Origin of the sequence: Pantoea sp. JV6 (assembly GCF_025910055.1) — a bacterium.
Lineage (GTDB): Bacteria > Pseudomonadota > Gammaproteobacteria > Enterobacterales > Enterobacteriaceae > Pantoea > Pantoea agglomerans.
Genome location: NZ_JAPCIM010000012.1, coordinates 348,737 through 371,672, shown reverse-complemented (window position 1 = coordinate 371,672; position 22,936 = coordinate 348,737). Strand labels below are relative to the sequence as shown.

The following is a 22,936-nucleotide window of genomic DNA, read 5'->3' as shown; positions in this document are numbered from 1 at the left end:
CGATGCAGATATCGCGGGAAGCGATACGCCGTCCGGTTGAGCAGCCGGTGGCACTGCTGCTGCTGACGCTGCTGACTCTGGCGCTGGTGGCATTGCCGTTTCTGAACTTCGCCCCAAACCGTCTGGTGGCGGGTGAACCGCTGATGGGCTGGCAGATTAGCCGCTTCGGGCTGTTGCTGCTGCCGCTGTTGACGCTGTGGCTGCTGCTGTGGCGGCATCCGACCCGCATCACGCTGATGCTGGCGCTGCTGGCGGCAGAACTGATGCTGGCGGCGATCATCTGGCTCAGCGGTCATCAGGCCACTTTACTCAGCCAGCAGGGCAGCCGTCTGGCGCGCACCAGCTTTGCCAGCGGATTGTGGTGCAGCGGCGCGCTGATCCTGCTGCTGATCACCGATCAGGTGCGGCAACTGACCCGCCATCGGCTGGCACAGCTGCTGCTCAATCTGCAGGTCTGGCTGTTGCCGCTGCTGCTGCTGTTCAGTGGCCAGCTCAGCGATCTCTCCCTGCTGAAAGAGTATGCCAACCGCCACGCGGTGTTTGATGCCGCGCTGAGCCGTCATCTCACCCTGCTGGCGGGCACGGTGGTGCCTGCGCTGATGATTGCGCTGCCGCTGGGCGTCACGTTGTTCCGGCGGCCTGGCTGGCAGGGCGGGGTGTTCGGTGTGCTGAATGTGATTCAGACTGTGCCCTCGGTGGCGCTGTTTGGTCTGCTGATTGCGCCGCTGGCCGGACTGGCTCAGCAGTTTCCGTGGCTCGGTGACTGGGGCATCAGCGGCATTGGGATGGCTCCGGCGCTGATCGCGCTGGTGCTTTACGCCCTGTTGCCGCTGGTGCGCAGCGTGATGGTGGGGCTGCAACAGGTGCCGCACGAGGTGCGTGAGAGTGCACGTGGCGTCGGCATGAGTGGCTGGCAGCAGTTTATTGCGGTGGATGTGCCGCTGGCGCTGCCGGTCTGGCTGGCGGGCCTGCGGGTAGTGGTGGTGCAGACGCTGGGCATGGCGGTGGTTGCGGCGCTGATTGGCGCGGGCGGCTTTGGCGCGATTATTTTCCAGGGACTGCTAAGCAGTGCGCTTGATTTGGTGTTGCTGGGGGTGATCCCGGTGATTGCGCTGGCGGTGGTCATCGATGCGCTGTTCCGCCTGCTGATCTCACTGCTGGAGAGAAAAGATGATTGAGTTTGACGGCGTTTCCCGCGCGTTTAACGGTAAAGCGGCGGTGAAAGATCTGTCGTTACAGGTGGCGAAAGGGGAATTTTGCGTGCTGCTTGGCACCTCCGGTTCGGGCAAATCGACCACCCTGAAGATGATCAACCGGCTGGTGGAGTTTGACAGTGGTGAAATCCGCTTTGCCGGAGAGTCGATTCGCCAGCTCGATGCCCGCACGCTGCGGCGGCGCATGGGCTACGCCATCCAGTCGATTGGCCTGTTTCCGCACTGGACGGTGCGGAAGAATATCGCCACGGTGCCAGTGCTGCTGGGCTGGCCCCGGGCACAGGTCAATGAACGTATCACGGCGCTGCTGGCGCTGCTGAATCTCGATGCGCAGCTGCTGGACCGCTATCCGCATCAGCTCTCGGGTGGGCAGCAGCAGCGCATCGGCGTGGCGCGGGCGCTGGCGGCGGATCCGGAAGTGTTACTGATGGATGAGCCGTTTGGTGCACTCGACCCGGTGACGCGCGGGGTGCTGCAACAGGAGATGTTGCGCATTCATCAACTGTCGGGCCGCACCATCGTGCTGGTGACGCATGACATCGACGAAGCGCTGACGCTGGCAGACCGTATTGTGCTGATGGATAACGGCGAGATTGTTCAGCAGGGCAGGCCGGTAGAGCTGCTCACCCAGCCGAAAAATGATTTTGTGCGCGACTTCTTTGGCCGCAGCGAAATGGGAGTACGGCTGTTGTCGCTGGAGCAGGTCGGTAATGCCGTGCGGCGCGGCGAGTGGCTGCCGGGCGAACCGATCGCTGCGGCACTGACGCTGCGCGATGCCCTGTCGCAGTTTATCGCCCGGCGTACCGATAAACTGCCGGTCATTGACGATCAGCAGCGGCCGCTGGGCGTGCTCCACTTTGGCGATCTGCTGCAACTGCGCGAGGATTTAACATGCGCAGGCTAAGGGATCCGCTGCTGTGGCTGGTGCTGTTCTACGGCGCGCTGCTGACCCTGATGCCTTACAGCGGGCCGCTGTTTCACCGCTGGTTTCCCGAACTGGCGCGGCCACTCTATCAGCAGGAGAGCTTCTGGCAGCTGACGCTGGCGCATCTGTTTCTGGTGATCACCGCCAGCCTGCTGGCGATTGTGATTGGCATTGGCAGTGGTGTGCTGGTGACGCGGCGGGCGGGGCGGGCGTTCCGGCCGCTGATGGAAACCATTGTGGCGGCAGGGCAGACGATTCCGCCGGTGGCGGTGCTGGCAATTGCGGTGCCGGTGATGGGATTTGGCGCCTGGCCCGCAGTCGTGGCGCTGCTGCTCTATGGATTGCTGCCGATTTTACAGGGGACGCTGGCGGGTATTGATAGCGTACCGGCCAGCAGTCGGGAGATCGCCATCGGGGTCGGCATGAGTAGCTGGCAGCGACTGTGGCAGATTGAGCTGGCGCTGGCTGCGCCGGTCATCATCGCCGGAATACGCACTTCGGTAATCATCAACATCGGCACCGCTGCCATCGCCTCGACGGTCGGCGCGAAAAGTCTGGGATCGCCGGTGATTATCGGCTTAAGCGGCTTTAATACAGCCTATGTCATTCAGGGGGCATTACTGGTGGCGCTGCTGGCGATAGTCAGCGATCGCCTGTTTGAACGCCTGCAGCGCTGGCTTAGCGTGAGTGAACGATGAGAGAGTATCCCACCAGCATCAGACCGCCGGTGCCACCTGCCGCCATAATAAAAAACAGCGTGGCGAAGAAAGCTTTTTTACAGTTCATGGGTAAAACCTGAGCTCGTTAACAGTGAGGCGGGGATAATAGCGCGCGCAAGGCAGCAGGCAAAGTGCCCGGCGTGCGTTTTTGTTATCAGGCGGGATCGTGCAACCGCACGGCATAGCCCTGTTCCTGCCAGTGTGACAGCTGTTCCTGCTGGCGGCGGGTCAGTTTTTTACCGGTAAAGACAAACATATTCATGCCGGGAAAGAGTTCAGGACGCGGTAAATCCAGCGGTTCTGCCAGCACATCAATCCGCCAGCCATGCTGCGACAGACGCCAGCCTTCCAGCCAGATTCGGGTACGATCGTCGATACCCCAGCCAATAATCAACGCATCTTTACCCGATTTTTTGCGGCTGCCGGTCAGGCAGAACGCGACATAATCGATCAGCAAACCATCCAGCAGACTGCACATGGTGCGGGCGGTGTTCTGGTCCAGACTCAGCTTCTGACGCACCGGCATAAAAACATGGTCGATCAGCGCATCAATCGGATGTTCGCGACCAATCGCGGCAATTTTATTACGAAGTTTAGCGGGTCTGACGTGACGCAGGACGCTGATCAGCTCATCCTGGAGTGTGGTCCAGCCGTCATGGGCATCTACATCGCCACCTTCCAGCAGTGCTTTAACTTTACCGACCGGCACGCCGCTTTCAATCCAGCGCATGATCTCTTCGATGCGATGAACATCTTCTTCGTCAAACTGACGATGTCCGCCTTCGGTACGTTGCGGCTTCAGTAAGCCATAACGACGCTGCCAGGCGCGCAGTGTGACTGGGTTTATGCCACAGCGCTCGGCGACGTCACCGATACTGTATAAGGTCATAAATTCCTCTTTCGATTGGTCTGAGTGCAATTACCATAACGAAGCCGACTAAGTTGTACAATACATTTCTCGATGTACAACTTGACTGATACGCCGTTTCTCCGTTATATCTCATATAAGAGAATTATTCCCAAATATGAGAAATCATCATGCCAGAGCTGAATACGGAGCAACGACTGGCGGTGAGGCTGGCAGAATTACGCCTGCAACGCGGCTGGTCGCTGGATGAACTTGCTGTCGCAACGGGCATCAGTCGTGCGTCATTATCGCGCATTGAGCGAAGCGAGACCAGCCCTACTGCTGCGCTGCTTAACCGTCTGTGTGTTGCCTACGGATTAACGATGTCGCGCCTGCTCAGTGAAGTGGAGGAGGAGTCCAGCCTGCTGATCAGAGATGACCAGCAGCCCGTGTGGCAGGATGAATCCAGCGGATTTATTCGCCGGAATGTTTCACCTCCTGCGCTTCATTTCCGATGCGAACTCGTTGAGGGCAGATTACGGCCTGGTGCACGTATAGATTATGATGCGCCACCCATTCAGGGTCTGGAGCAGCATATCTGGCTACGCGAGGGCGGCCTCACCGTCACGATGGGGGCGCAGCAGTGGGCGCTGAAGCCCGGTGATTGCTTACGTTTTCATCTGGTCGGGAAATCGGCTTTTGAGGCGCACCTGACTGACGGCGCGCGCTATTTACTGGTGGTGGCGAAACCATGATCGATTACACAATACTTCGCGCCGACGAAGCGCAACCGCAACTGGGTGAACTTACAGCGGTGCTGCAGGCCTGTGTGGCAGACGGCGCCAGCGTCGGCTTTATTGATGCTGAAGACGAAGAGGTGATGACGCGATTCTGGCAGCAGCGGATCGCCGGTCTGGCAGAGGGCGACAGCGAATTATTCGTTGCGCGGCAGCACGGTCGCATCGTGGGCACGGTCATTCTCAGTGGCAGCGCGATGCCTAATGGCCGACACCGGGCGGAGATCAGCAAACTGCTGGTGCATCCGCAGGCGCGCCGTCAGGGCATCGCGCGTGAGCTGATGCAGCGCGCTGAGCAGCAGGCCCGTGCGCAGGGCAAAACGCTGCTGGTGCTGGATACGCGCAGCGGCGATGTCGCCAGCGATCTCTATCGCTCGCTGGGCTGGCAGGTAGCGGGGTCGATCCCGTTTTATGCCGAATCCACCGCGGGCGTGCTGGATGCCACCACCTATATGTACAAAGTGCTGGGATAGCCAGCCGCTACCTCATGCGGCTGGCCTTTCTTCGTGCCGGCCCGGCCCGGGTTGACGGGCTGCCCGCACGACCCTGAAACGGGCAACTGCTGAAATTTACGACGTCGCACGAAAAATTCGGCGCGAAAGCTGACGCCAACAGGATACTGTGTAAAAATACAGGCCATATTTTCGGTGTGGTAACGCAAATCATGGCCCTGACAGCCGCAGTAAAAAGCCAGATAGCGCAATGGTATAAAGCGCTTCAGCAGCAGGTGCCTGATTTCATCCCGCGTGCGCCGCAGCGCCAGATGATCGCCGAAGTGGCGAAATGTCTGGCGGGTGACGATTCGCGCCATCTGGCGGTTGAAGCACCAACCGGCGTGGGCAAAACCCTCTCTTATCTGATCCCGGGCATCGCGGCCAGCCGCGCCCAGGAGAAGCGGCTGGTGATCAGCACCGCCAACGTGGCGCTGCAGGATCAAATCTTCACCAAAGATCTGCCGCTGCTGAAAAAAATCATTCCCGATCTCACTTTTACCGCCGCCTTTGGTCGCGGGCGCTATGTCTGTCCGCGTAATCTGGCGGCGATGGCGGCCGATGACGATGAGCAGGGCGATCTGCTGCTTTATCTGGACGATGACGCCGTCAGCAGCACTAAAGAGGAGCAGACGCAGTGTGGCCGGTTGCAGAAATCGCTGGATCGCTATCAGTGGGACGGCCTGCGCGATCACAGCGACGAGAACGTCAGCGACAGCCTGTGGCAGCGGCTCTCCACCGACAAAGCGAGCTGCCTTGGCGCACACTGTCGCTGGTATCGTGAATGCCCGTTCTTTGTGGCGCGGCGCGAGATCGAGCAGGTCGATGTAGTGGTGGCGAACCATGCGCTGGTCATGGCAGCAATGGAGAATGAGTCGGTGCTGCCACCGGCTAAAAACCTGATGCTGGTGCTGGATGAAGGGCATCACCTGCCGGAAGTGGCCCGCGATGCGCTGGAGATGAGCGCCGACATCACGCCGGGCTGGAGCAGCCTGCAGCTTGACCTCTTTATCAAGCTGGTAGAGAGCATCATGACGCAGATGCGGCCAAAATCACCGCCGCCGCTGGCTAACCCGGAGCGGCTGAAAGCGCACTGCGATGAGCTGCGTGAACTGCTGACGATTACCGCTCAGGCGCTGAATCCGCTGCTGCCACCGCATAATCAGCCGGGCGAATTCCGCTTTGTGCTGGGGGCGTTGCCCCAGGAGTTGCTGGATCTCTGCGCCCGGCTCTTTAAGCTCAGCGATGTGCTGCGCGGCCTGAGTGAAGGTTTGATTAATGCGCTGAGCGAGCAGACAGGTAAAGTGGATGTGGTGCGACTGCATCGCAATCTGCTGCAGCTCAATCGCCAGTTTGGCTGGTTCGAATCGGTCAGCAAACTGTGGCGGTTGGCGGCGATGGAAAAAGCCTCTGGCGCGCCGGTATCGAAGTGGATCACCCGCGAGCTGCGCGAAGGTCAGGCGCACCTGCTGTTTCACTGCGCCGGCATCCGCGTCAGCGACCAGCTGGAGAAGATGCTGTGGCGTAAAATTCCGCACGTGGTCGTGACCTCCGCCACGCTGCGATCGCTTAACAGTTTCAACCGCCTGCAGGAGATGTCGGGACTCAGCGAGAAGGCGGGCGACCGCTTTGTGGCGCTGGACTCCCCGTTTAACCACGTGGAGCAGGGCAAGCTGGTGATCCCGCAGATGCGCTATGAGCCGCTGATGACGCACGAAGCGGAGCATATCGCGGAGATGGCCGGTTTCTTCCGGCAGCAGATGGCGGAGAAAAAGCACAAAGGCGTGCTGGTGCTGTTTGCCAGCAACCGGGCGATGCAGCAGTTTGTCGCCTGTCTGCCCGACCTGCGCCTCTCAATGCTGGTTCAGGGCGATCAGCCTCGCAGCCGCCTGGTCGATCTGCATCGTCAGCGCGTCGCCAAAGGGGAAACCAGCATCCTGATTGGCCTGCAGTCGTTTGCCGAAGGGCTGGATCTCAAAGGCGATCTGCTGAGTCAGGTGCATATCCATAAAATCGCTTTTCCCCCGGTAGACAGTCCGGTAATTTTGACCGAAGGCGAGTGGCTGAAAAGCCTGAAACGCTATCCGTTTGAGGTGCAGAGCTTACCCAGCGCCTCTTTTACCCTGATTCAACAGGTCGGACGCCTGATTCGCAGCCATCAATGTTATGGCGAAATCGTGATTTACGACCGCCGTCTGCTGAGCAAATCCTATGGCAGCCGGCTGTTAGCGGCGCTGCCGATCTTCCCGATTGAGCAGCCGGAAACGCCAGAGCCGGCAGCGATACCGGCCACCGTGGTGCCAAAAAATACGGTGCGTAAACGACGTCCCACGCGGCGCTGAGCCGCGCACTTAACCGGAAGCGAGTGATGGAACTGAATAAAATCATTAAAGAGATTGGTCGCGGTAAAAATCATGCCCGCGATATCGACTTTGATACTGCCGTGGCGCTTTATGGCGCGATGCTGGCGGGCGAGGTGCCGGACCTGGAGCTGGGCGGCATTCTGATTGCGCTGCGTATTAAAGGCGAAGGCGAAGCGGAAATGCGCGGCTTTTATCAGGCGATGCAGGCGCAGATGATGCAACTGCAGGCGCCGGAAAACCGCCCGATGCCGATTGTGATCCCCAGCTACAACGGTGCGCGTCGGCAGGGCAATCTCACGCCGTTGCTGGCGCTGCTGCTGGTGAAACTCGGCTTCCCGGTGCTGGTGCATGGCGTCAGCGACGACGCGACGCGCATCACCAGTGAAGCGGTGTTTGCCGCGCTGGGTATTACCCCCGTCACCACCGCAGAGGCGGCGCAGGCAAAACTCGATCAGGGCGAACTCGCCTTTATCACCATCGATCATCTCTGCCCGCCAATGGCGAAACAGCTGTCGCTGCGCTGGCGAATGGGCGTGCGTAACAGCGCGCATACGCTGGCAAAACTGGCGACCCCGTTTGCCGAACGTGCGGCGCTGCGGCTGTCGAGCGTGTCGCATCCGGAGTATGTGCCGCGTGTGGCGAAATTCTTCAGTGACATCGATGCGCCTGCGATACTGCTCAATGGCACCGAAGGGGAAGTCTATGCCAATCCACAGCGCTGCCCGGCGATCAGCATGATTCAGGGCGCAGGCGCAGAAGCGGAAGTGTGGGTTGAGCGTCAGCCCGAAGTGGCCGTTGAACTGCCGGCCGATAAGACGGCAGAGGTAACCGCGCGCTGGATTGAGCAGGTGCTGAATCAGCAGCGGCCGGTGCCCGCATCACTGCGACTGCAGCTCGCCTGCTGCCTGCGCGCCAGCGGCCAGTGCGACTCTCTGGCGGCGGCAGAGCAGCAGATCCTCGCCGCCGGTTACTGACTCAGGCTGCTGGCAGCGCCTGTTCAACCAGGTTCTGCCAGAAAGTAATGCCAATTGGCAACAGCGCGTCGTTGAAGTCATAGCGGGCGTTGTGCAGCGGGGCGGAAGGCGTGTCGCCATCCGCGCCCAGCCAGAAGTAAGCACCCGGACAGGCCTCCATCATGCAGGCAAAATCTTCAGACGCCATCGACGGATTAACCTGCCACTGAACCTGTTCGGCCCCCAGCGTCGCCAGCGCCACCTCGCGTACCTGCTCAGCCGGGGCCGCATGGTTGGCGGTCACCGGATAGCCCGGTAACCACTCAATCTCACCGCTGACGCCAAACGGACGTGGCAGGGTAGCGACAAACTCATCAATCAGCCCGCGTACTTTTTCGCGCACGCTGGTCTGCAGGCAGCGCACCGTGCCGCGCAGCACAATCTGTTCCGGGATCACGTTGATCGCTTCGCCACCGTGGATCTGCGTCACGCTGACCACCGCCGAGGCGAGCGGCGAGAGGCGACGTGACGGAATCGTCTGCAGCGCCAGAATCAGCTCAGCCGCTACCACCATTGGATCGGCACCGCTTTCCGGCATCGCCGCGTGGCAGCTTTTGCCGTGCAGGGTAATCTCAAACGAATCCAGCGACGCCATCATGGCGCCAGGGTTAACCGCCAGTGACCCCAGCGGCAGGCCCGGCCAGTTGTGCATCGCATAGATCGCATCCATCGGGAAGCGCTGGAACAGTCCCTCTTCCACCATTTTGCGCGCACCGCCCAGGTTCTCTTCGGCAGGCTGAAAAATGAAATGTACCGTGCCGCTGAACTGGCGTGTGGCGGCCAGCTGTCGGGCGGCGGCCAGCAGAATGGCGCTGTGACCGTCGTGCCCGCAGGCGTGCATCACGCCAGGAGTGGCGGAGCGCCATTCAGTGTCGCCTTTTTCCGTAATCGGCAGCGCATCCATATCCGCACGCAGCCCGATAACCGGGCCGGGACCGTTTTCCAGCGTGCCGATCACGCCGGTGCCCGCCAGACCACGAAACACCTGCAATCCCGCCCGCTCTAACTCATCAGCGATAAACTGGCTGGTTTGCTGTTCCTGGTAACCTAATTCGGGGTGGCGATGAAACTCACGGCGCCAGCGCAGGGCATCTTCAAGCAGGGCAGGGGAAAGGGTCATGCAGAGTCGCGCTCCATACAGAATGAGAAGATTTCACTTTAGAGGTCGGGTGGCGCTGCGTCTATCGCCGGCAGGACGAAATCTGGCTATAGGCTAAATCAAAATGGAATAAGTAATAAGGAAGTGATGTCCGGGCAGGGCTTCAGAAGGGAAAAATGCGAAGAAAACGGGGCAAGCCGCTGCCCGCCCCGTTCAGCGTATTACTTCTGCATCGGCAGATTCAGGTCATGCTCTGCCGCGCAACTTTGTGCCAGCTCATAACCCGCGTCGGCATGACGCATCACGCCGGTGGCCGGGTCATTCCACAATACCCGACCCAGACGCGCATCCGCCTCTTTGCTGCCGTCACAGACAATCACCATACCGGCGTGCTGCGAGAAGCCCATGCCAACACCGCCGCCATGATGCAGGCTGACCCAGGTCGCACCGCCTGCGGTATTCAGCAGCGCGTTAAGTAGCGGCCAGTCTGAGATCGCATCCGAGCCATCCTTCATCGCTTCGGTTTCACGGTTAGGTGAGGCAACCGAGCCGCAGTCGAGATGGTCGCGGCCAATCACCACCGGCGCTTTCAGCTCGCCGTTGCGCACCATTTCATTGAACGCCAGACCGGCAAGATGCCGTTCGCCCAGTCCCAGCCAGCAGATACGTGCTGGTAGTCCCTGGAAGGCGATGCGCTCCTGCGCCATATCCAGCCAGCGATGCAGCGTTTTGTGATGCGGGAAGAGTTCTTTGAGTTTTGCGTCGGTCTTGTAGATATCTTCCGGATCGCCGGACAGCGCCACCCAGCGGAACGGGCCTTTTCCTTCGCAGAACAGCGGACGGATGTAGGCCGGTACAAAGCCAGGGAAATCGAAGGCGTTGCTGACACCCTCATCCAGCGCTACCTGACGGATATTGTTGCCGTAATCCACGGTCGGGATGCCCATATGACAGAAGTCGAGCATCGCCTGCACGTGGACCGCCATTGATGCACGCGCCGCTTTCTCCACTGCCTTCGGCTGTGAGACGCGTTCCTGCTGCCAGCGCGCCAGATCCCAGCCAGCCGGCAGATAGCCATTAATTGGATCGTGTGCCGAGGTCTGATCGGTCACGATATCCGGTTTTGGCCCGCCCGCCCGGGCGCGTTTCACCAGCTCCGGCAGGATCTCGGCGGCATTGCCCAGCAGCCCGACCGAAATCGCTTTTTTCGCCGCGGTCGCTTCGCTGATTAACGCCAGCGCTTCATCCAGCGTGGTGGCTTTGTAATCTACATAGCGGGTACGCAGGCGGAAATCGATGCGCGACTCCTGACACTCAATCGCCAGCACACAGGCCCCGGCCAGAACGCCCGCCAGCGGTTGTGCGCCGCCCATGCCGCCCAGTCCGGCGGTGAGGATCCAGCGTCCGCTGAGGTCGTTGTTGTAGTGCTGACGTCCCGCTTCCACGAAGGTTTCGTAGGTGCCCTGCACGATGCCCTGCGCGCCGATATAGATCCAGGAACCGGCGGTCATCTGGCCATACATCATCAGGCCCGCTTTATCCAGCTCATGGAAGTGATCCCAGGTCGCCCAGTGCGGCACCAGATTGGAGTTTGCCAGCAGTACGCGGGGTGCATCCGCATGGGTGCGGAAGATGCCGACCGGCTTGCCGCTCTGGATCAGCAGGGTTTCATCCGGCTGCAGTGCCCGCAGCGAACGCAGGATCTGCTCGAAGCACTCCCAGTTACGCGCCGCCTTACCGATGCCGCCATAAACCACCAGATCTTCCGGCCGCTCGGCAACATCGGGATCGAGGTTGTTCTGAATCATGCGGTAAGCGGCTTCAATCAGCCAGTTGGCGCAGTGCAGCGTGGTACCGTGAGGCGCGCGAATTTCACGTGCCACAGCCTGAGAAAGAGTTTCGCTCATGAAAGATTCCTTAATTCAAGAAGTTGGGCGCATGCTCGGCAGCAGCGCAGTCAATGCCTGAGGCCAGTCAGTGCGACTTGCCCACTGACGCATTGCCTCGATATTGGGAGCCAGCAGGCGATCCTCCTCAAGGAAGGCGACCTGCTCGCGAATGGTGTCGATGGCCTGCTCAATCAGCGCAGAGCTTTTCAGCGGCCGGTTGAATTCAATGCCCTGTGCGGCGGCCATCGCCTCAATGCCCACGACTGCGGCGCTGTTAAAGCACATGCTGCCGAGACGGCGGGCGGCGTAGGTCGCCATCGAGACGTGATCTTCCTGATTAGCGGAGGTCGGCAGGCTGTCGACGCTGCCCGGATGGGCCAGCGATTTGTTCTCAGAGGCCAGGGCTGCGGCGGTCACCTGGGCGATCATAAAGCCGGAGTTTACGCCGCCGTCGCGCACCAGGAAGGGCGGCAGACCCGACAAGCCGCTGTCCAGCAGCAGCGCCAGCCGCCGCTCGGAGATGGCCCCGACTTCGGCAATCGCCAGCGCCAGGATGTCCGCAGCAAAAGCCACCGGCTCGGCGTGGAAGTTGCCGCCGGAGATCACATCGCCGCTGTCGCTGAACACCAGCGGGTTGTCAGAGGCCGCGTTCGCTTCGATTTCCAGAATTCGCGCCGCGTGGCTGAAGTTGTCCAGGCAGGCACCCATCACCTGTGGCACGCAGCGGATGGAGTAGGGATCCTGAACGCGGCCGCAATGCGTATGCGACATCACTATTTCACTGCCCTCAATCAGGGTGCTGACGGCAGCGGCGACGGCAATCTGACCATGCTGGCCGCGCGCCTGATGGATACGGGCGTCGAACGGTTTTAGCGAGCCTTTAATCGCCTCCAGCGACAGCGCACCGGCCATCAGACCAGCGGCAAACAGGTTTTCACCCTCAAACAGGCCGCGCAGCGCCAGCGCAGTTGAGACCTGGGTGCCGTTAAGCAGCGCCAGTCCCTCTTTCGGGCCGAGTACAAACGGCGACAGACCTACGCTTGCCAGGCCTTCGGTTGCCGGGATCAACTCACCCCTGAGCCGGACCTGACCTTCGCCCAGCAGCATCAGGGACATGTGCGCCAGCGGCGCCAGATCGCCGGAGGCACCGACCGAGCCTTTTTCCGGGATGCAGGGCATGACACCCGCATTGAACAGCGCCAGCAGCGCCTCAACCAGTTCGATTCGCACGCCAGAGTGACCGCGTGCCAGGCTGATGATTTTGGTGGCGACCACCAGGCGGGTAACATTGTCGGGCAGCAGATCGCCCAGCCCGACACTGTGTGACAGCACCAGATTACGCTGCAGATCCGCCAGCCGACTGGCCGGGATTTGCGTCTGCGCCAGCTTGCCGAAGCCGGTATTAATGCCATATACCACGTTGCCAGAGGCGACAATCGCATCCACGGTCTGCTGCGCCGCCGCAATTGCCTGACGCGCGGGCTCATCAAGCGTCAGCGTGACGTTGCCCTGATAGATAGCGCGTAATGTGGCGAGGTCCACCTCGCCTGGCACCAGGCGCAAAACCTGAAACGAACCTGACATAGTTTACTCCTGTCTATACAAGTGTGCTGGTGTGGCTAAACTGCTCTCCTTGCCCTGATCCAGCGGAATAATACGAGTGAAACATAAGCGTTAATTCTTGTCTATGCTTGTCTATACAATCAAAGGGAGCAAGCAAGTGCCGTGCCAGGCCGATCACAAAAATCGATTGCCCGTCCGCTGCGGGTTGACTATTTAGCGCTACTCAGAGGCTGCACCATCAGGATGCGCAGGCTGCACCATTGGGGCACCGCGCAGCGTACTGGATGTATATACATTCACACGGTGAGACAGTAAACTTAGGGGACTTTCAGCATAAGGAACAGCAAATGGTTGAGCATACGGCACTGGCACAACTGGCGGCGGCAATGAGCGATGAGCCTGCCCCGATTTATCAGCGGGTGAAGCAGGCCATCGTCAGCCAGATCCGTGAAGGGTTGTGGAAAGCGAATCAGCGTGTGCCATCAGAAAGTGAACTGGTTAATGAACTGGGCGTCAGCCGCATGACCATTAACCGGGCGCTGCGTGAACTCACCAGCGAAGGCTTTCTGGTGCGGATGCAGGGCGTCGGAACCTTCGTGGCGGAGATGAAAGGCTACACCGCCATGCTGGAGGTGCATAACATCGCCGATGAGATCGCTCAGCGCGGCCATCAGCACAGCTGCAAAATTCTCGCCTTCGGCCAGGACAAAGCCGATCCTGAGCAGGCGGCGGTGCTGGGACTGACCACCGGGCAGACGCTCTATCATTCGCTGATTGTGCATTACGAAAATGATCTGCCGGTGCAGCTGGAGGACCGTCTGGTCAATCCGCTGGTCGCACCCGATTACCTGACGCAGGATTATCAGCAGATGACGCCTTACACCTATCTGATGCGCGTCGCGCCGCTGACGGCGGGCGAGCACATTGTTGAAGCGGTGTTGCCCGATGCGCGTCAGCGTAAACATCTGTCGGTGGATGAGCACGAACCCTGCCTGCTGATTCGCCGTCAGACCTGGAGCGACACTAAAATCGTGACCTATGCGCGGCTGCTCTATCCCGGCTCACGTTACAAACTACTGGGCCGCTTCAGGGGACACGGTTAAGACGGGTAAACAGCAGCCGGGCATCGGTATCGCACGGGCTGAATGCTGTTTCTTCATCGACCCACCACGCGCCCTGCTGCGCAGTCAGCCGTTCCCCGGCAGCCGTCTGCCAGGCGCCAGCCAGCACCCAGGCGACGCCATGCAGAGTGCTGACTGGCGTGGTCACCACCTCCACCGCTGCCTGCCATTCCCCGCGCCGCGTCATAATATTAAAATCTTCGCTGACGCTGCCCTGCAGCTTTGCCGTTAAGGCGAGTTCGCCGGCAAACGCCCAGGGCTGCTGAGGCGTCAGTAAGTGCTGCACGCCCGGCGCGGTCAGCAACACCGGATCGCCATGCAGCAGGGTAATCACCCGATCAATGTCAGGAAAGGCTGAGAAGGGACCATCCTGCGCCAGCGTCGCAATGCTGGCGCGCCAGCCGAAGCGCTCCGCGCCGGGCGGAAAACTGATGATTTCGCGGGTTTCGCCGCCGCCGTTGCGCCAGCGGCTGACCGCCAGCTCCGCGTACGTGAACCGGGCGATCATCGCAGCGCCTCCATCGCCTGAGCAAAGCGGGCGGCACACGCCGTCTGGTGCGGATGCACCCCATCTTCTACCACGGCTTTACCCGCCACATAAACGTCCCGAATCTGATCGCGCTGCCCGGCAAAGAGCCAGCGGTTGAGGACGGCGTGCGACCCGACGCTGCCGAGCCACGCCTCATCCCGCAGCACCAGCCAGTCGGCACGTTGTCCCACCGCCAGCGTGCCCTGCTGAATGCCACACGCCTGCGCACCGCCTGCTGCTGCCTGTTGCCACAGCAGATCGCCTACCGACGGCTGGCCGGGCAGGGTAATCCGGTTGCGGCGCTGGTCGCGCAGTCGCTGAGCATACTCCAGCCAGCGCAGCTCCTCCTGGGCGCTCAGCGAAACGTGACTGTCAGAGCCGATGCCCCAGCGTCCGCCCTGCGCGATGTACTCCACTGCCGGAAAGATGCCGTCACCGAGGTTGGCTTCGGTGGTCGGGCAGAGACCCGCCACTGCGCCACTGCGGGCAAGACGCGCCAGCTCACTCTCATCCAGATGGGTGGCGTGGATCAGGCACCAGCGCGCATCCACCTCAAAGCGGTTCAGCAGCCAGGCCACCGGACGCTCGCCGCTCCACGCCAGCGAGTCATTCACCTCTTTCTGCTGTTCAGCCACATGGATATGTACCGGCAGCGTCGGATCACTGGCCGCCAGCACGTCCTGCATCTGGCTTTCACTCACCGCCCGCAGTGAATGGAAACAGAGGCCACGGTTCAGCAGTGGCCTTTGCTGCTGCCACGTATCAAGCCGCGCCTGCTGTTGCAGATAGCGGTCGGTCTGCTGGATAAAACGCTTCTGACCCGCCGACGCTGGCTGGCTGCCGAAGCCGCTGTAGCTGTAGAGCACCGGCAGCAGCGTCTGGCCGATACCGGCGATCTCCGCCGCTTCAATCAGCTGTTGCAGCATCGCATCATCACTGTAGGGCGCACCCTGTGTGTCGTGGTGCAGGTAGTGAAACTCTGCCACCTGGGTGTAGCCGCCTTTCAGCATCTCGATGTAGAGCAGGGCGGCAATATCGCCCACCTGTTGCGGCGTCAGGCGCTGCACCATGCGGTACATCAGATCCCGCCACGTCCAGAAACTGTCCTGAGGATCGCCCGCCACTTCAGCCAGACCCGCCATAGCACGCTGGAAGGCGTGCGAGTGCAGGTTGGCGATTGCCGGGATCACCTCGCCGTTGAGCCGGATAGCCTGATCAGCGTGGCTATCCGGAGTAATGGAGTCGATAAAACCGGCCTGATTGACCGTGATACGCACCTGCTGCTGCCAGCCCTCCGCCAGCAGCGCACGCGAGGCAAAAAAAGTCGCCATGGTTGATCCTCATCGGATGTGGTTGTATATACATATACATACTTTGAGGCACAGTGTAAACGGCGGAGGCATGAGGCAGCGATGGCAGAAGAGATGCGCGTAGAGACGGTGTGGACCGGGGCTGACCTGGTCACCATGCGTGACGGAAAGTACCATCTTATCCCGCAGGGGGCGCTGGTGGTGCGGGCGGGCAGGCTGGTGTGGGTCGGGCCGCAGGCGGAGATGCCCGCGTTCGTCGCCGATCAGCATCATCATCTGCCGGGCGGCATCGTGACCCCGGGGCTGGTGGATTGTCATACCCATCTGGTGTTTGGCGGCGACCGCAGCCAGGAGTTTGAACAGCGCCTGAATGGCGTCAGCTATGCAGAGATTGCCGCGCAGGGCGGTGGCATCCTCTCAACCGTGCGCGCTACCCGCGCCGCCACTGAAGAGGAACTGGTGGCATCGGCTCGCTGGCGGCTTAACCGCTTGCTGGCTGAGGGCGTCACCACCGTGGAGATCAAGTCCGGCTATGGCCTGGATGAAGAGAGCGAACTGCGGATGCTGCGGGCGATTCGCCAGCTGGGAGAGAGCGTAGCTGCTGACGTGCGCGCCACCTGTCTGGCGGCACATGCTTTTCCGCCGGAGTTTAAGCACGACCCGGATGGCTGGGTCGATATCATCTGCGAACGGCTGCTGCCGCAGGTGCAGGCACTGGGACTGGCGGATGCGGTGGATGCGTTCTGCGAGCATCTCGCCTTTTCACCGCAGCAGGTGGCGCGGGTGTTTGATCGGGCAGTGGCGCTTGGCATGCCGGTGAAACTGCATGCGGAGCAGCTCTCGGCGTCAGGTGGCGCAGCACTGGCGGCGCGCTATGGGGCGCTCTCTGCCGACCACCTTGAATATGCCACCGAGGAGGATGCCAGAGCGATGGCACAGCATGGCACCGTGGCGGTACTGCTGCCTGGTGCATTTTATCTGCTGCGGGAGACCCAACGTCCGCCGGTGGATCTCTTCCGGCGCTATGGCGTGCCGATGGCGCTGGCCAGCGATGCCAATCCCGGCACCTCGCCTGCGCTGTCGCTGCGTCTGATGCTTAATATGGGCTGTACCCTGTTTGGCATGACGCCGGAAGAGGCGCTGGCGGGCGTCACGCTGTGGGGGGCAAAAGCGCTGGGGCTGGCTGACAGTCACGGCTCGCTGGAGGCGGGAAAAGTGGCGAACTTCGTTCACTGGCCGCTGGCCCGTCCGGCAGAACTGGTTTACTGGCTGGGTGGTGAACTGCCCTGTACCGTTATCTATCGTGGAGAACCGCAATGAACCCTTTCCATTTTACCCAGGGCAGTCTGCCGCTGCTGGTCAGCATTCCCCACGCCGGTACCGAGCTGACGCCCGACGTGGAAGCCGGATTGAGTGAGGCCGCGCGCGGCTTACCCGACACCGACTGGCATATTCCCCTGCTGTATGATTTTGTGCGTGATCTCGGAGCCAGCGTGTTAATCGGCCGCTACTCCCGCTTTGTGGTCGATCTCAATCGCCCGCCCGATAACCAGCCGCTCTACACCAGCGCCACCACCGGCCTGTTCCCGGAAACCCTGTTCGACGGCACACCGACCTTTGCGGCAGGCAAAACACCCGACGACACGGCGCGTCAGGGCTACATCGATCAGATCTGGCAGCCCTATCATCAGCAGATTCAACAGGAGCTGGCGCGGCTCAAAGCGCAGCATGGCTATGCGCTGCTGTTTGACGCCCACTCTATCGCCAGTGAAATTCCCCGCCTGTTTGACGGCCGTCTGCCCGATATCAACATCGGCACCAACGACGGCGCAAGCTGCACGCCAGCAATGAGTGCGGCGCTGGAGGCCGTGTGCGCGGCGCAGAACGACTACAGCTGGGTGATTAACGGGCGCTTTAAAGGCGGTTACATCACCCGTGCCTACGGTCAGCCGCAGCAGCAAATTGAGGCGGTCCAGCTGGAGCTGGCGCAGCTCAACTACATGGATGAAACCCCACCTTACGCCTGGCAGCAGGCGCGTGCCGCCCGGTTGCAGAACGTGCTGAAGGCACTGATCCACGCCATGCTGGCGCAGGCTAAATCGCAATAAAACTCACCAGAGCGATGCGCCACTCCGGTGCATCGCTGCCCTGATTAAGTGCAGCGGCGGGCAGGTCGCCTGCCAGCTCACAGACTCCCGCCGCTTTTTTCCACCTCTGCAGAGCTGGCATAACCTTTGCTTGGTTGTATGTACAAGTGCAGCAGCACCGCCATCTGCGTAATAAATTCTGTCTGGCTCACAAAACGATAAAGCCGGCAATGAACTGTGCTGCGTTAACTTGTATATACATGACATATCATCCTGTGAAATTTATGTTAAATCTCGTCAGGGCGATCACCAGGCCGCTACTTTCAGGAGAACCGTATGACGCACCCTCTGACTCTTCGTCGTTTATGTCTCACTACGCTGGTTTCCAGCCTGCTGCTCTGTGGCGTCAGCGCCCAGGCCAAAGAGTGGAAGTCGATCACCATTGCCACCGAAGGCAGTTATGAACCCTGGAACCTCACCCTGCCAGGCGGCAAGCTGGGCGGTTTTGAACCGGAGCTGATGGCCGATCTCTGCCAGCGTATGGCAATACAGTGCAAGCTGGTGGTGCAGAACTGGGATGGAATGATCGCCGGTCTGAATGCCGGAAAATATGACGTGATCATGGATGCAATTGTGATCACCCCCGAGCGCAAGAAAGTGATCAATTTCACCGTGCCCTACGCCTCAACGCCCGCCACCTTCATCACGGTGAAAGGGTCGTTGATGCCTGCCGACAATAAGATCATCAAACTTACCGACGATGAGAAAACCGTGGAGCCTGCCATCGCACCCCTGAAAGCGGCGCTGAAGGGCAAAACCATCGGTATCGCCTCCGGCACCGTCTACACGCCGTTTATCGACAAGTACTTCAAAGAGGTGGCGGATGTGCGGGAATACACCAGCTCAGCCGATGCGATCCTTGATTTGCAGGCGGGGCGTATTGACGCGGTGTTTGACGATGTGACCTTTGCGCAGTCGATGCTGGCGCGACCGGATAACCGTAACCTCAGCTTTAGCGGTCCGCAGCTGGGCGGCCCAATCTGGGGTGAGGGCGAGGCGATGGGCGTGCGCATGGCAGACAACGATCTGAAAGCCCGGCTGGATCAGGCGATCAAAGCCGCGCTGGCCGATGGCACAGTGAAAAAGCTGAGCGAGAAGTGGTTCAAAACTGACGTCACACCCTGAGTGAGGTAACTGATGATAAGCCTGCTGAGTTTTGGCCCGGAGGGCTGGGGACGGTTGATTCTGAGTGCCACGCTGACGACGTTGCTGCTCTCATTTGCCGCGCTGCTGGTCGGTGCGGTAGTGGGATCGGGCGTTGCCGCTGCAAAGTTATCCCCGCACCGCGCGGTGCGCTGGGCAGGGGAAGGCTACTCGGTGATCTTTCGTGGCATCCCTGAGCTGCTGGTGATCTACCTGTTCTACTTCGGCGGATCGGGATTGATCACGCAGATCGGACAACTGTTTGGCGCGGACGGGTTTATCGAAGCGCCGCCGTTTCTGATCGGGGCGCTGGCCATCGGGCTTATCTCCGGCTCTTACCAGGCGGAAGTCTATCGTGCCGCACGGCTGGCCCTGGCGAAAGGGGAGATCGAAGCCGCTGTCGCTATTGGTATGCCGCGCTGGCGCATCCGGCAACGCATCCTGCTGCCGCAGGTGGCGCGCTATGCGCTGCCCGGCCTGTCAAACGTCTGGCAGATGAGCCTGAAAGACTCGGCGCTGGTGTCAGTGACCGGCATTGTCGAGCTGATGCGGGCCAGCCAGATTGCGGCCGGCTCCACCCGTGATTACTTCTCCTTTTACCTGGTGGGCGGTGCCTGTTATCTGCTGCTGACGCTGCTGTCGAACCGCGCCTTTCTGCGGGCTGAATCCCGTCTTGGTCGCGCCTGGCAAAGCCGCACCGCTGCACAGCATTAAGGAGACTTATGATCGATTTCGCGTTCCTCACTGACACCTTCCTGAAACTCAGCGCCGCGTTGCCGGTTACGCTGGGCCTGTTTATCAGCGCCTTTCTGTGCGGTGGCGTGCTGGCGGTGGGTATTCTGGCGCTGCGCATGAGCCGCTGGCGTCTGCTGAGTGCTTTTGCCCGTGGCTACATTCTGGTGTTTCGCGGCTCGCCGCTGATGATCCAGCTGTTCCTGATCTACTACGGCCTCGGGCAGTTTGGTGTGATCCGGCACAGTCTCTTCTGGCCGTTTCTGCGTGAGCCCTTTACCTGTGCGGTGCTGGCGCTGTCGCTCTGCACCGCCGCCTACACCGCGGAGATCCTGCGCGGTGCGCTGCTGGCTGTGCCGCCCGGTCAGGTGGAGGCGGGGATGGCGTGCGGCATGTCACGCGGGCTGCTGCTGCGGCGCATTATCGCGCCGGTGATGCTGCGTTATGCGCTGCCCGCTTACTCCACCGAGGCGATTCTGCTGGTGAAGTCGACCGCGCTGGCCAGTCTGGTCACGGTCTGGGATGTCACCGGGGTGGCGCAGCAGATTATCCAGCGTACTTACCGCACCATGGAGGTGTTTCTCTGTGCGGCGGCAATCTACCTGATCCTCAACTTCATCATTGTGCAACTCTATGCCCTGCTGGAGCGGCGTCTGACGCCGGTTCATAAACCGGAAAAAAAGCCGTTACCGGCCGCTAAGCCGATTCCTGGAGGAAAATAAACATGTCTGAACTGCCACCCGTCACGCTGTCGGCCAGCGATATCCATAAATCCTTTGGCGCCATGGAGGTGCTGAAAGGCATCTCGCTGCAGGCGCACCAGGGCGATGTTATCTCAATACTCGGTGCCAGCGGCTCGGGCAAAAGTACGCTGCTGCGCTGCATTAATCTGCTTGAGACGCCTGACGCGGGCGTGGTCAGCGTGGGCGGTGAAACCATTGAGATGAAGCGCCATGCCCGGGGACACCAGCTGGCGGCTAATCCGCGTCAGATTGAGCGGCTGCGCTCCCGGCTCGGCATGGTGTTTCAGAGCTTTAACCTCTGGTCTCACCTGACGGTGCTGCAAAATGTCATTGAAGGGCCGCACTACGTCCTCAAGCGCGATAAAAAAGCCTGTATTGCCCAGGCGGAACAGCTGCTGGATCGGGTCGGTCTGCTGAATCGCAAAGATTTCTATCCCGCCCAGCTTTCAGGCGGTCAGCAGCAGCGGGTGGCGATCGCCCGGGCGCTGGCAATGGACCCGGAGGTGATGCTGTTTGATGAGCCAACTTCGGCACTCGATCCGGAACTGGTAGGCGAGGTGCTGAAGGTCATGCGCAGCCTGGCGGAAGAGGGCCGCACTATGCTGGTGGTGACCCATGAGATGGGTTTTGCCCGCAACGTCTCTAACCGGGTGGTGTTTATGCATCAGGGCACTATTGATTGTCAGGGCACGCCAGAGGCGATGTTCGGCGAGGCGGGATCGGCGCGCTTTAAGCAGTTTATCTCCAGTCATCATCAGGTGGAGCCGGTGGTATGAGCGACGTAATACGTCAGACGCTGGTCTGGGGCGATGGCCCGCTGAAATGGCAGGCGCTGGTGCAGGTCGCCCGGCACGGCGCCACCCTGACGCTGAGCGACAGTGCCTGGCAGCGAATTGCGCAGAGCCGAGAAATCGTCGGGAATATCGTGGCGGCGGGGCAGGTGGCTTACGGCATCAATACCGGGCTGGGGGCGTTGTGCAACATCACCCTGTCTGAAGATGAGCTGAGCCAGCTGTCGCGCAATACCCTGCTGAGTCATGCCTGTGGCGTCGGGCCGGTGCTGGCAAAACCCGAGGTCCGCGCCATTCTGTGCGCTGCGATTGCGAACTACAGCCACGGAAAATCAGGTGTTTCAGTGGCGCTGGTGCAACATCTCCTGGCGCTGCTAAACCTGCAGATTACGCCACAGGTACCGTCGCAGGGATCGGTGGGATATCTGACCCACATGGCGCATATCGGCCTGGCGCTGATTGGCATCGGCGAGGTGGAGTGGCAGGGTGAAATCATGCCCGCGCAGCAGGCGCTGGCCCAGGCGGGATTAGCCCCTTACCGGCCTGGTGCCAAAGAGGGGCTGAGCCTGGTCAACGGCACGCCCTGCATGACCGGCTTAGCCTGTCTGGCGCTGGACGATGCCGAACGGCTGCTGGACTGGGCAGACGTTACCGGTGCGATGAGCTTTGAGGCGCTGCGCGGTCAGCTGGTGGCGTTTGACCCTGAGGTGCTGGCGCTGAAGGCCAGCCCGGGGATTCAGCGCAGTGGCGAACGCCTGCGCCAGTTGCTGAGTGACAGCCCGCTGCTGAAAGCCAGCGTTGGCATCCGGACTCAGGATGCACTCAGTCTGCGCTCGATGCCGCAGGTGCACGGCGCCTGTCGCGATCAGTTTAGTCACGCTGTTCGTCAGGTGGAGACCGAACTCAACGCCTGTACCGACAATCCGCTGGTGCTGGGGACGCCGCAGGCCTGGCGCGTGGTGTCACAGTCCAATCCGCATGGCGAGTCGGTGGCAATGGCCTGCGACCTGCTGGCGATTGCGATGGCGGAGCTGGGCAGCATCGCCGAGCGGCGGCTTGATCGGCTGGTGAATCCGCTGGTCAGCGGCCTGCCGCCATTTCTGGTCGCCGAGCCGGGCGTCAATTCCGGCATGATGATTGCGCAGTACGTGGCGGCATCACTCTGCGCGGAGAACCGTCAGCTGGCGCAGCCTGCGGTGCTTGATAACTATGTCACTTCAGGATTACAGGAGGATCATCTGAGCCTCGGCACCGGCTCGGCGCTGAAGCTGCTGAAACTGGTCAGCAATGTTGATCACATTATCGCGATTGAGTATCTGCTGGCGGCGCAGGCGCTGGAGTTTCACGGTGAGTCACAGCTGGCAGCAGGCACGCGGCGCGCCTGGCAGCATTTGCGGCAGGTTGTTGAGCGCTGGCAGCAGGATCGCTGGCTGGCACCCGACATCGCCCGCGCGGTAGCTCAGATTAAAGCGCACCGGGCCGATGCGCTTGTGGGGTGAG

At 60.8% G+C, this 22,936-nt stretch carries 22 protein-coding genes; 15 read left to right on the top strand and 7 right to left on the bottom strand.

Translation table 11 applies throughout. The features are described 5' to 3' along the window. Positions 1-2 precede the first annotated feature (2 nt). The 3 genes from OK412_RS12015 to OK412_RS12005 are packed head-to-tail and all read left to right on the top strand — an operon-like array spanning position 3 to position 2,837. Positions 3-1,178 carry an ABC transporter permease gene (locus tag OK412_RS12015; RefSeq protein ID WP_264353205.1) on the top strand — a complete coding sequence of 392 codons (1,176 nt, stop codon included), beginning with the start codon at positions 3-5 and terminating at the stop codon, positions 1,176-1,178. Beyond that, on the top strand, positions 1,171-2,118 hold the full coding sequence (locus tag OK412_RS12010; RefSeq protein WP_010254263.1) for an ABC transporter ATP-binding protein: 948 nt from the start codon (positions 1,171-1,173) through the stop codon (positions 2,116-2,118). Before OK412_RS12015 ends, OK412_RS12010 begins: the two co-directional genes overlap by 8 nt. Then, entirely contained in the window at positions 2,106-2,837 is a 732-nt protein-coding gene (locus OK412_RS12005; RefSeq protein ID WP_010669716.1) for an ABC transporter permease, read from the top strand. Before OK412_RS12010 ends, OK412_RS12005 begins: the two co-directional genes overlap by 13 nt. A gap of 175 nt (positions 2,838-3,012) precedes the next feature. On the opposite strand, the gene OK412_RS12000 is transcribed toward OK412_RS12005, so the two are convergent. Next, the gene (locus OK412_RS12000; RefSeq protein WP_010254274.1) at positions 3,013-3,747 is read right to left on the bottom strand and encodes a MerR family transcriptional regulator; all 735 of its coding nucleotides are present in this window, start codon (positions 3,745-3,747) and stop codon (positions 3,013-3,015) included. Positions 3,748-3,896: 149 nt separating this feature from the next. On the opposite strand from OK412_RS12000, the gene OK412_RS11995 reads away from it, so the two are divergent. The 4 genes from OK412_RS11995 to ybiB all read left to right on the top strand — a co-directional run bounded on the left by OK412_RS11995 (position 3,897) and on the right by ybiB (position 8,330). Then, the gene (locus OK412_RS11995; protein WP_264353204.1) at positions 3,897-4,460 is read left to right on the top strand and encodes an XRE family transcriptional regulator; all 564 of its coding nucleotides are present in this window, start codon (positions 3,897-3,899) and stop codon (positions 4,458-4,460) included. Further along, positions 4,457-4,975 (top strand): GNAT family N-acetyltransferase, encoded by a 519-nt coding sequence (locus OK412_RS11990; protein ID WP_122458994.1) that lies wholly within the window; start codon positions 4,457-4,459, stop codon positions 4,973-4,975. Before OK412_RS11995 ends, OK412_RS11990 begins: the two co-directional genes overlap by 4 nt. A 191-nt stretch (positions 4,976-5,166) precedes the next feature. Further along, positions 5,167-7,335, top strand: a complete 2,169-nt coding sequence (gene dinG / locus OK412_RS11985) for an ATP-dependent DNA helicase DinG (RefSeq protein WP_264353203.1) — start codon at positions 5,167-5,169, stop codon at positions 7,333-7,335. Between the two features lie 26 nt (positions 7,336-7,361). After that, the gene (ybiB, locus tag OK412_RS11980; protein ID WP_122458992.1) at positions 7,362-8,330 is read left to right on the top strand and encodes a DNA-binding protein YbiB; all 969 of its coding nucleotides are present in this window, start codon (positions 7,362-7,364) and stop codon (positions 8,328-8,330) included. Between the two features lies 1 nt (position 8,331). On the opposite strand, the gene OK412_RS11975 is transcribed toward ybiB, so the two are convergent. The 3 genes from OK412_RS11975 to hutH all read right to left on the bottom strand — a co-directional run bounded on the left by OK412_RS11975 (position 8,332) and on the right by hutH (position 12,941). After that, complete coding sequence (locus tag OK412_RS11975; protein ID WP_010254287.1) at positions 8,332-9,489, bottom strand: M20 aminoacylase family protein; 1,158 nt, start codon at positions 9,487-9,489, stop codon at positions 8,332-8,334. Between the two features lie 200 nt (positions 9,490-9,689). Further along, a complete protein-coding gene (gene hutU / locus OK412_RS11970; RefSeq protein WP_010254290.1) occupies positions 9,690-11,375 on the bottom strand; it encodes a urocanate hydratase in 1,686 nt (561 codons plus the stop codon). A gap of 15 nt (positions 11,376-11,390) precedes the next feature. Beyond that, positions 11,391-12,941 carry a histidine ammonia-lyase gene (gene hutH, locus OK412_RS11965; RefSeq protein ID WP_264353202.1) on the bottom strand — a complete coding sequence of 517 codons (1,551 nt, stop codon included), beginning with the start codon at positions 12,939-12,941 and terminating at the stop codon, positions 11,391-11,393. 326 nt (positions 12,942-13,267) lie between these two features. Between hutH and hutC the strand changes: the two genes are divergently transcribed. Continuing rightward, positions 13,268-14,023 carry a histidine utilization repressor gene (gene hutC / locus OK412_RS11960; protein ID WP_187496012.1) on the top strand — a complete coding sequence of 252 codons (756 nt, stop codon included), beginning with the start codon at positions 13,268-13,270 and terminating at the stop codon, positions 14,021-14,023. Here the strand turns inward: hutC and OK412_RS11955 are convergent. Both OK412_RS11955 and OK412_RS11950 read right to left on the bottom strand, forming a co-directional pair. Then, on the bottom strand, positions 14,007-14,549 hold the full coding sequence (locus OK412_RS11955) for a HutD family protein (protein ID WP_132498862.1): 543 nt from the start codon (positions 14,547-14,549) through the stop codon (positions 14,007-14,009). The two genes, hutC and OK412_RS11955, sit on opposite strands and share 17 nt — an antisense overlap. Next, positions 14,546-15,901 carry a formimidoylglutamate deiminase gene (locus OK412_RS11950; RefSeq protein WP_191924742.1) on the bottom strand — a complete coding sequence of 452 codons (1,356 nt, stop codon included), beginning with the start codon at positions 15,899-15,901 and terminating at the stop codon, positions 14,546-14,548. The genes OK412_RS11955 and OK412_RS11950 overlap by 4 nt, the downstream gene beginning before the upstream one ends. Before the next feature lie 81 nt (positions 15,902-15,982). Here OK412_RS11950 and hutI point away from each other — a divergent pair, with 81 nt between their 5' ends. Both hutI and hutG read left to right on the top strand, forming a co-directional pair. After that, on the top strand, positions 15,983-17,200 hold the full coding sequence (gene hutI, locus OK412_RS11945; protein ID WP_031293039.1) for an imidazolonepropionase: 1,218 nt from the start codon (positions 15,983-15,985) through the stop codon (positions 17,198-17,200). Further along, complete coding sequence (hutG, locus tag OK412_RS11940) at positions 17,197-17,988, top strand: N-formylglutamate deformylase (RefSeq protein WP_245116773.1); 792 nt, start codon at positions 17,197-17,199, stop codon at positions 17,986-17,988. The genes hutI and hutG overlap by 4 nt, the downstream gene beginning before the upstream one ends. Here the strand turns inward: hutG and OK412_RS11935 are convergent. Then, on the bottom strand, positions 17,975-18,109 hold the full coding sequence (locus OK412_RS11935) for a hypothetical protein (protein ID WP_264353201.1): 135 nt from the start codon (positions 18,107-18,109) through the stop codon (positions 17,975-17,977). The two genes, hutG and OK412_RS11935, sit on opposite strands and share 14 nt — an antisense overlap. Before the next feature lie 194 nt (positions 18,110-18,303). Between OK412_RS11935 and OK412_RS11930 the strand changes: the two genes are divergently transcribed. From OK412_RS11930 to OK412_RS11910, 5 genes are read left to right on the top strand one after another with little or no spacing between them, the layout of a single operon-like run. Next, positions 18,304-19,152: a transporter substrate-binding domain-containing protein gene (locus tag OK412_RS11930; protein ID WP_264353200.1), complete on the top strand. Its 849-nt coding sequence runs from the start codon at positions 18,304-18,306 to the stop codon at positions 19,150-19,152. Between the two features lie 12 nt (positions 19,153-19,164). Continuing rightward, on the top strand, positions 19,165-19,884 hold the full coding sequence (locus OK412_RS11925) for an ABC transporter permease (RefSeq protein WP_010254310.1): 720 nt from the start codon (positions 19,165-19,167) through the stop codon (positions 19,882-19,884). An 8-nt stretch (positions 19,885-19,892) separates the two neighbouring features. Next, entirely contained in the window at positions 19,893-20,624 is a 732-nt protein-coding gene (locus OK412_RS11920) for an ABC transporter permease (RefSeq protein ID WP_010254311.1), read from the top strand. 2 nt (positions 20,625-20,626) lie between these two features. Beyond that, positions 20,627-21,421, top strand: a complete 795-nt coding sequence (locus OK412_RS11915) for an ABC transporter ATP-binding protein (RefSeq protein ID WP_022625980.1) — start codon at positions 20,627-20,629, stop codon at positions 21,419-21,421. Beyond that, positions 21,418-22,935, top strand: a complete 1,518-nt coding sequence (locus tag OK412_RS11910) for an HAL/PAL/TAL family ammonia-lyase (RefSeq protein ID WP_256844523.1) — start codon at positions 21,418-21,420, stop codon at positions 22,933-22,935. The genes OK412_RS11915 and OK412_RS11910 overlap by 4 nt, the downstream gene beginning before the upstream one ends. The last annotated feature ends 1 nt before the right edge of the window (position 22,936 follow it).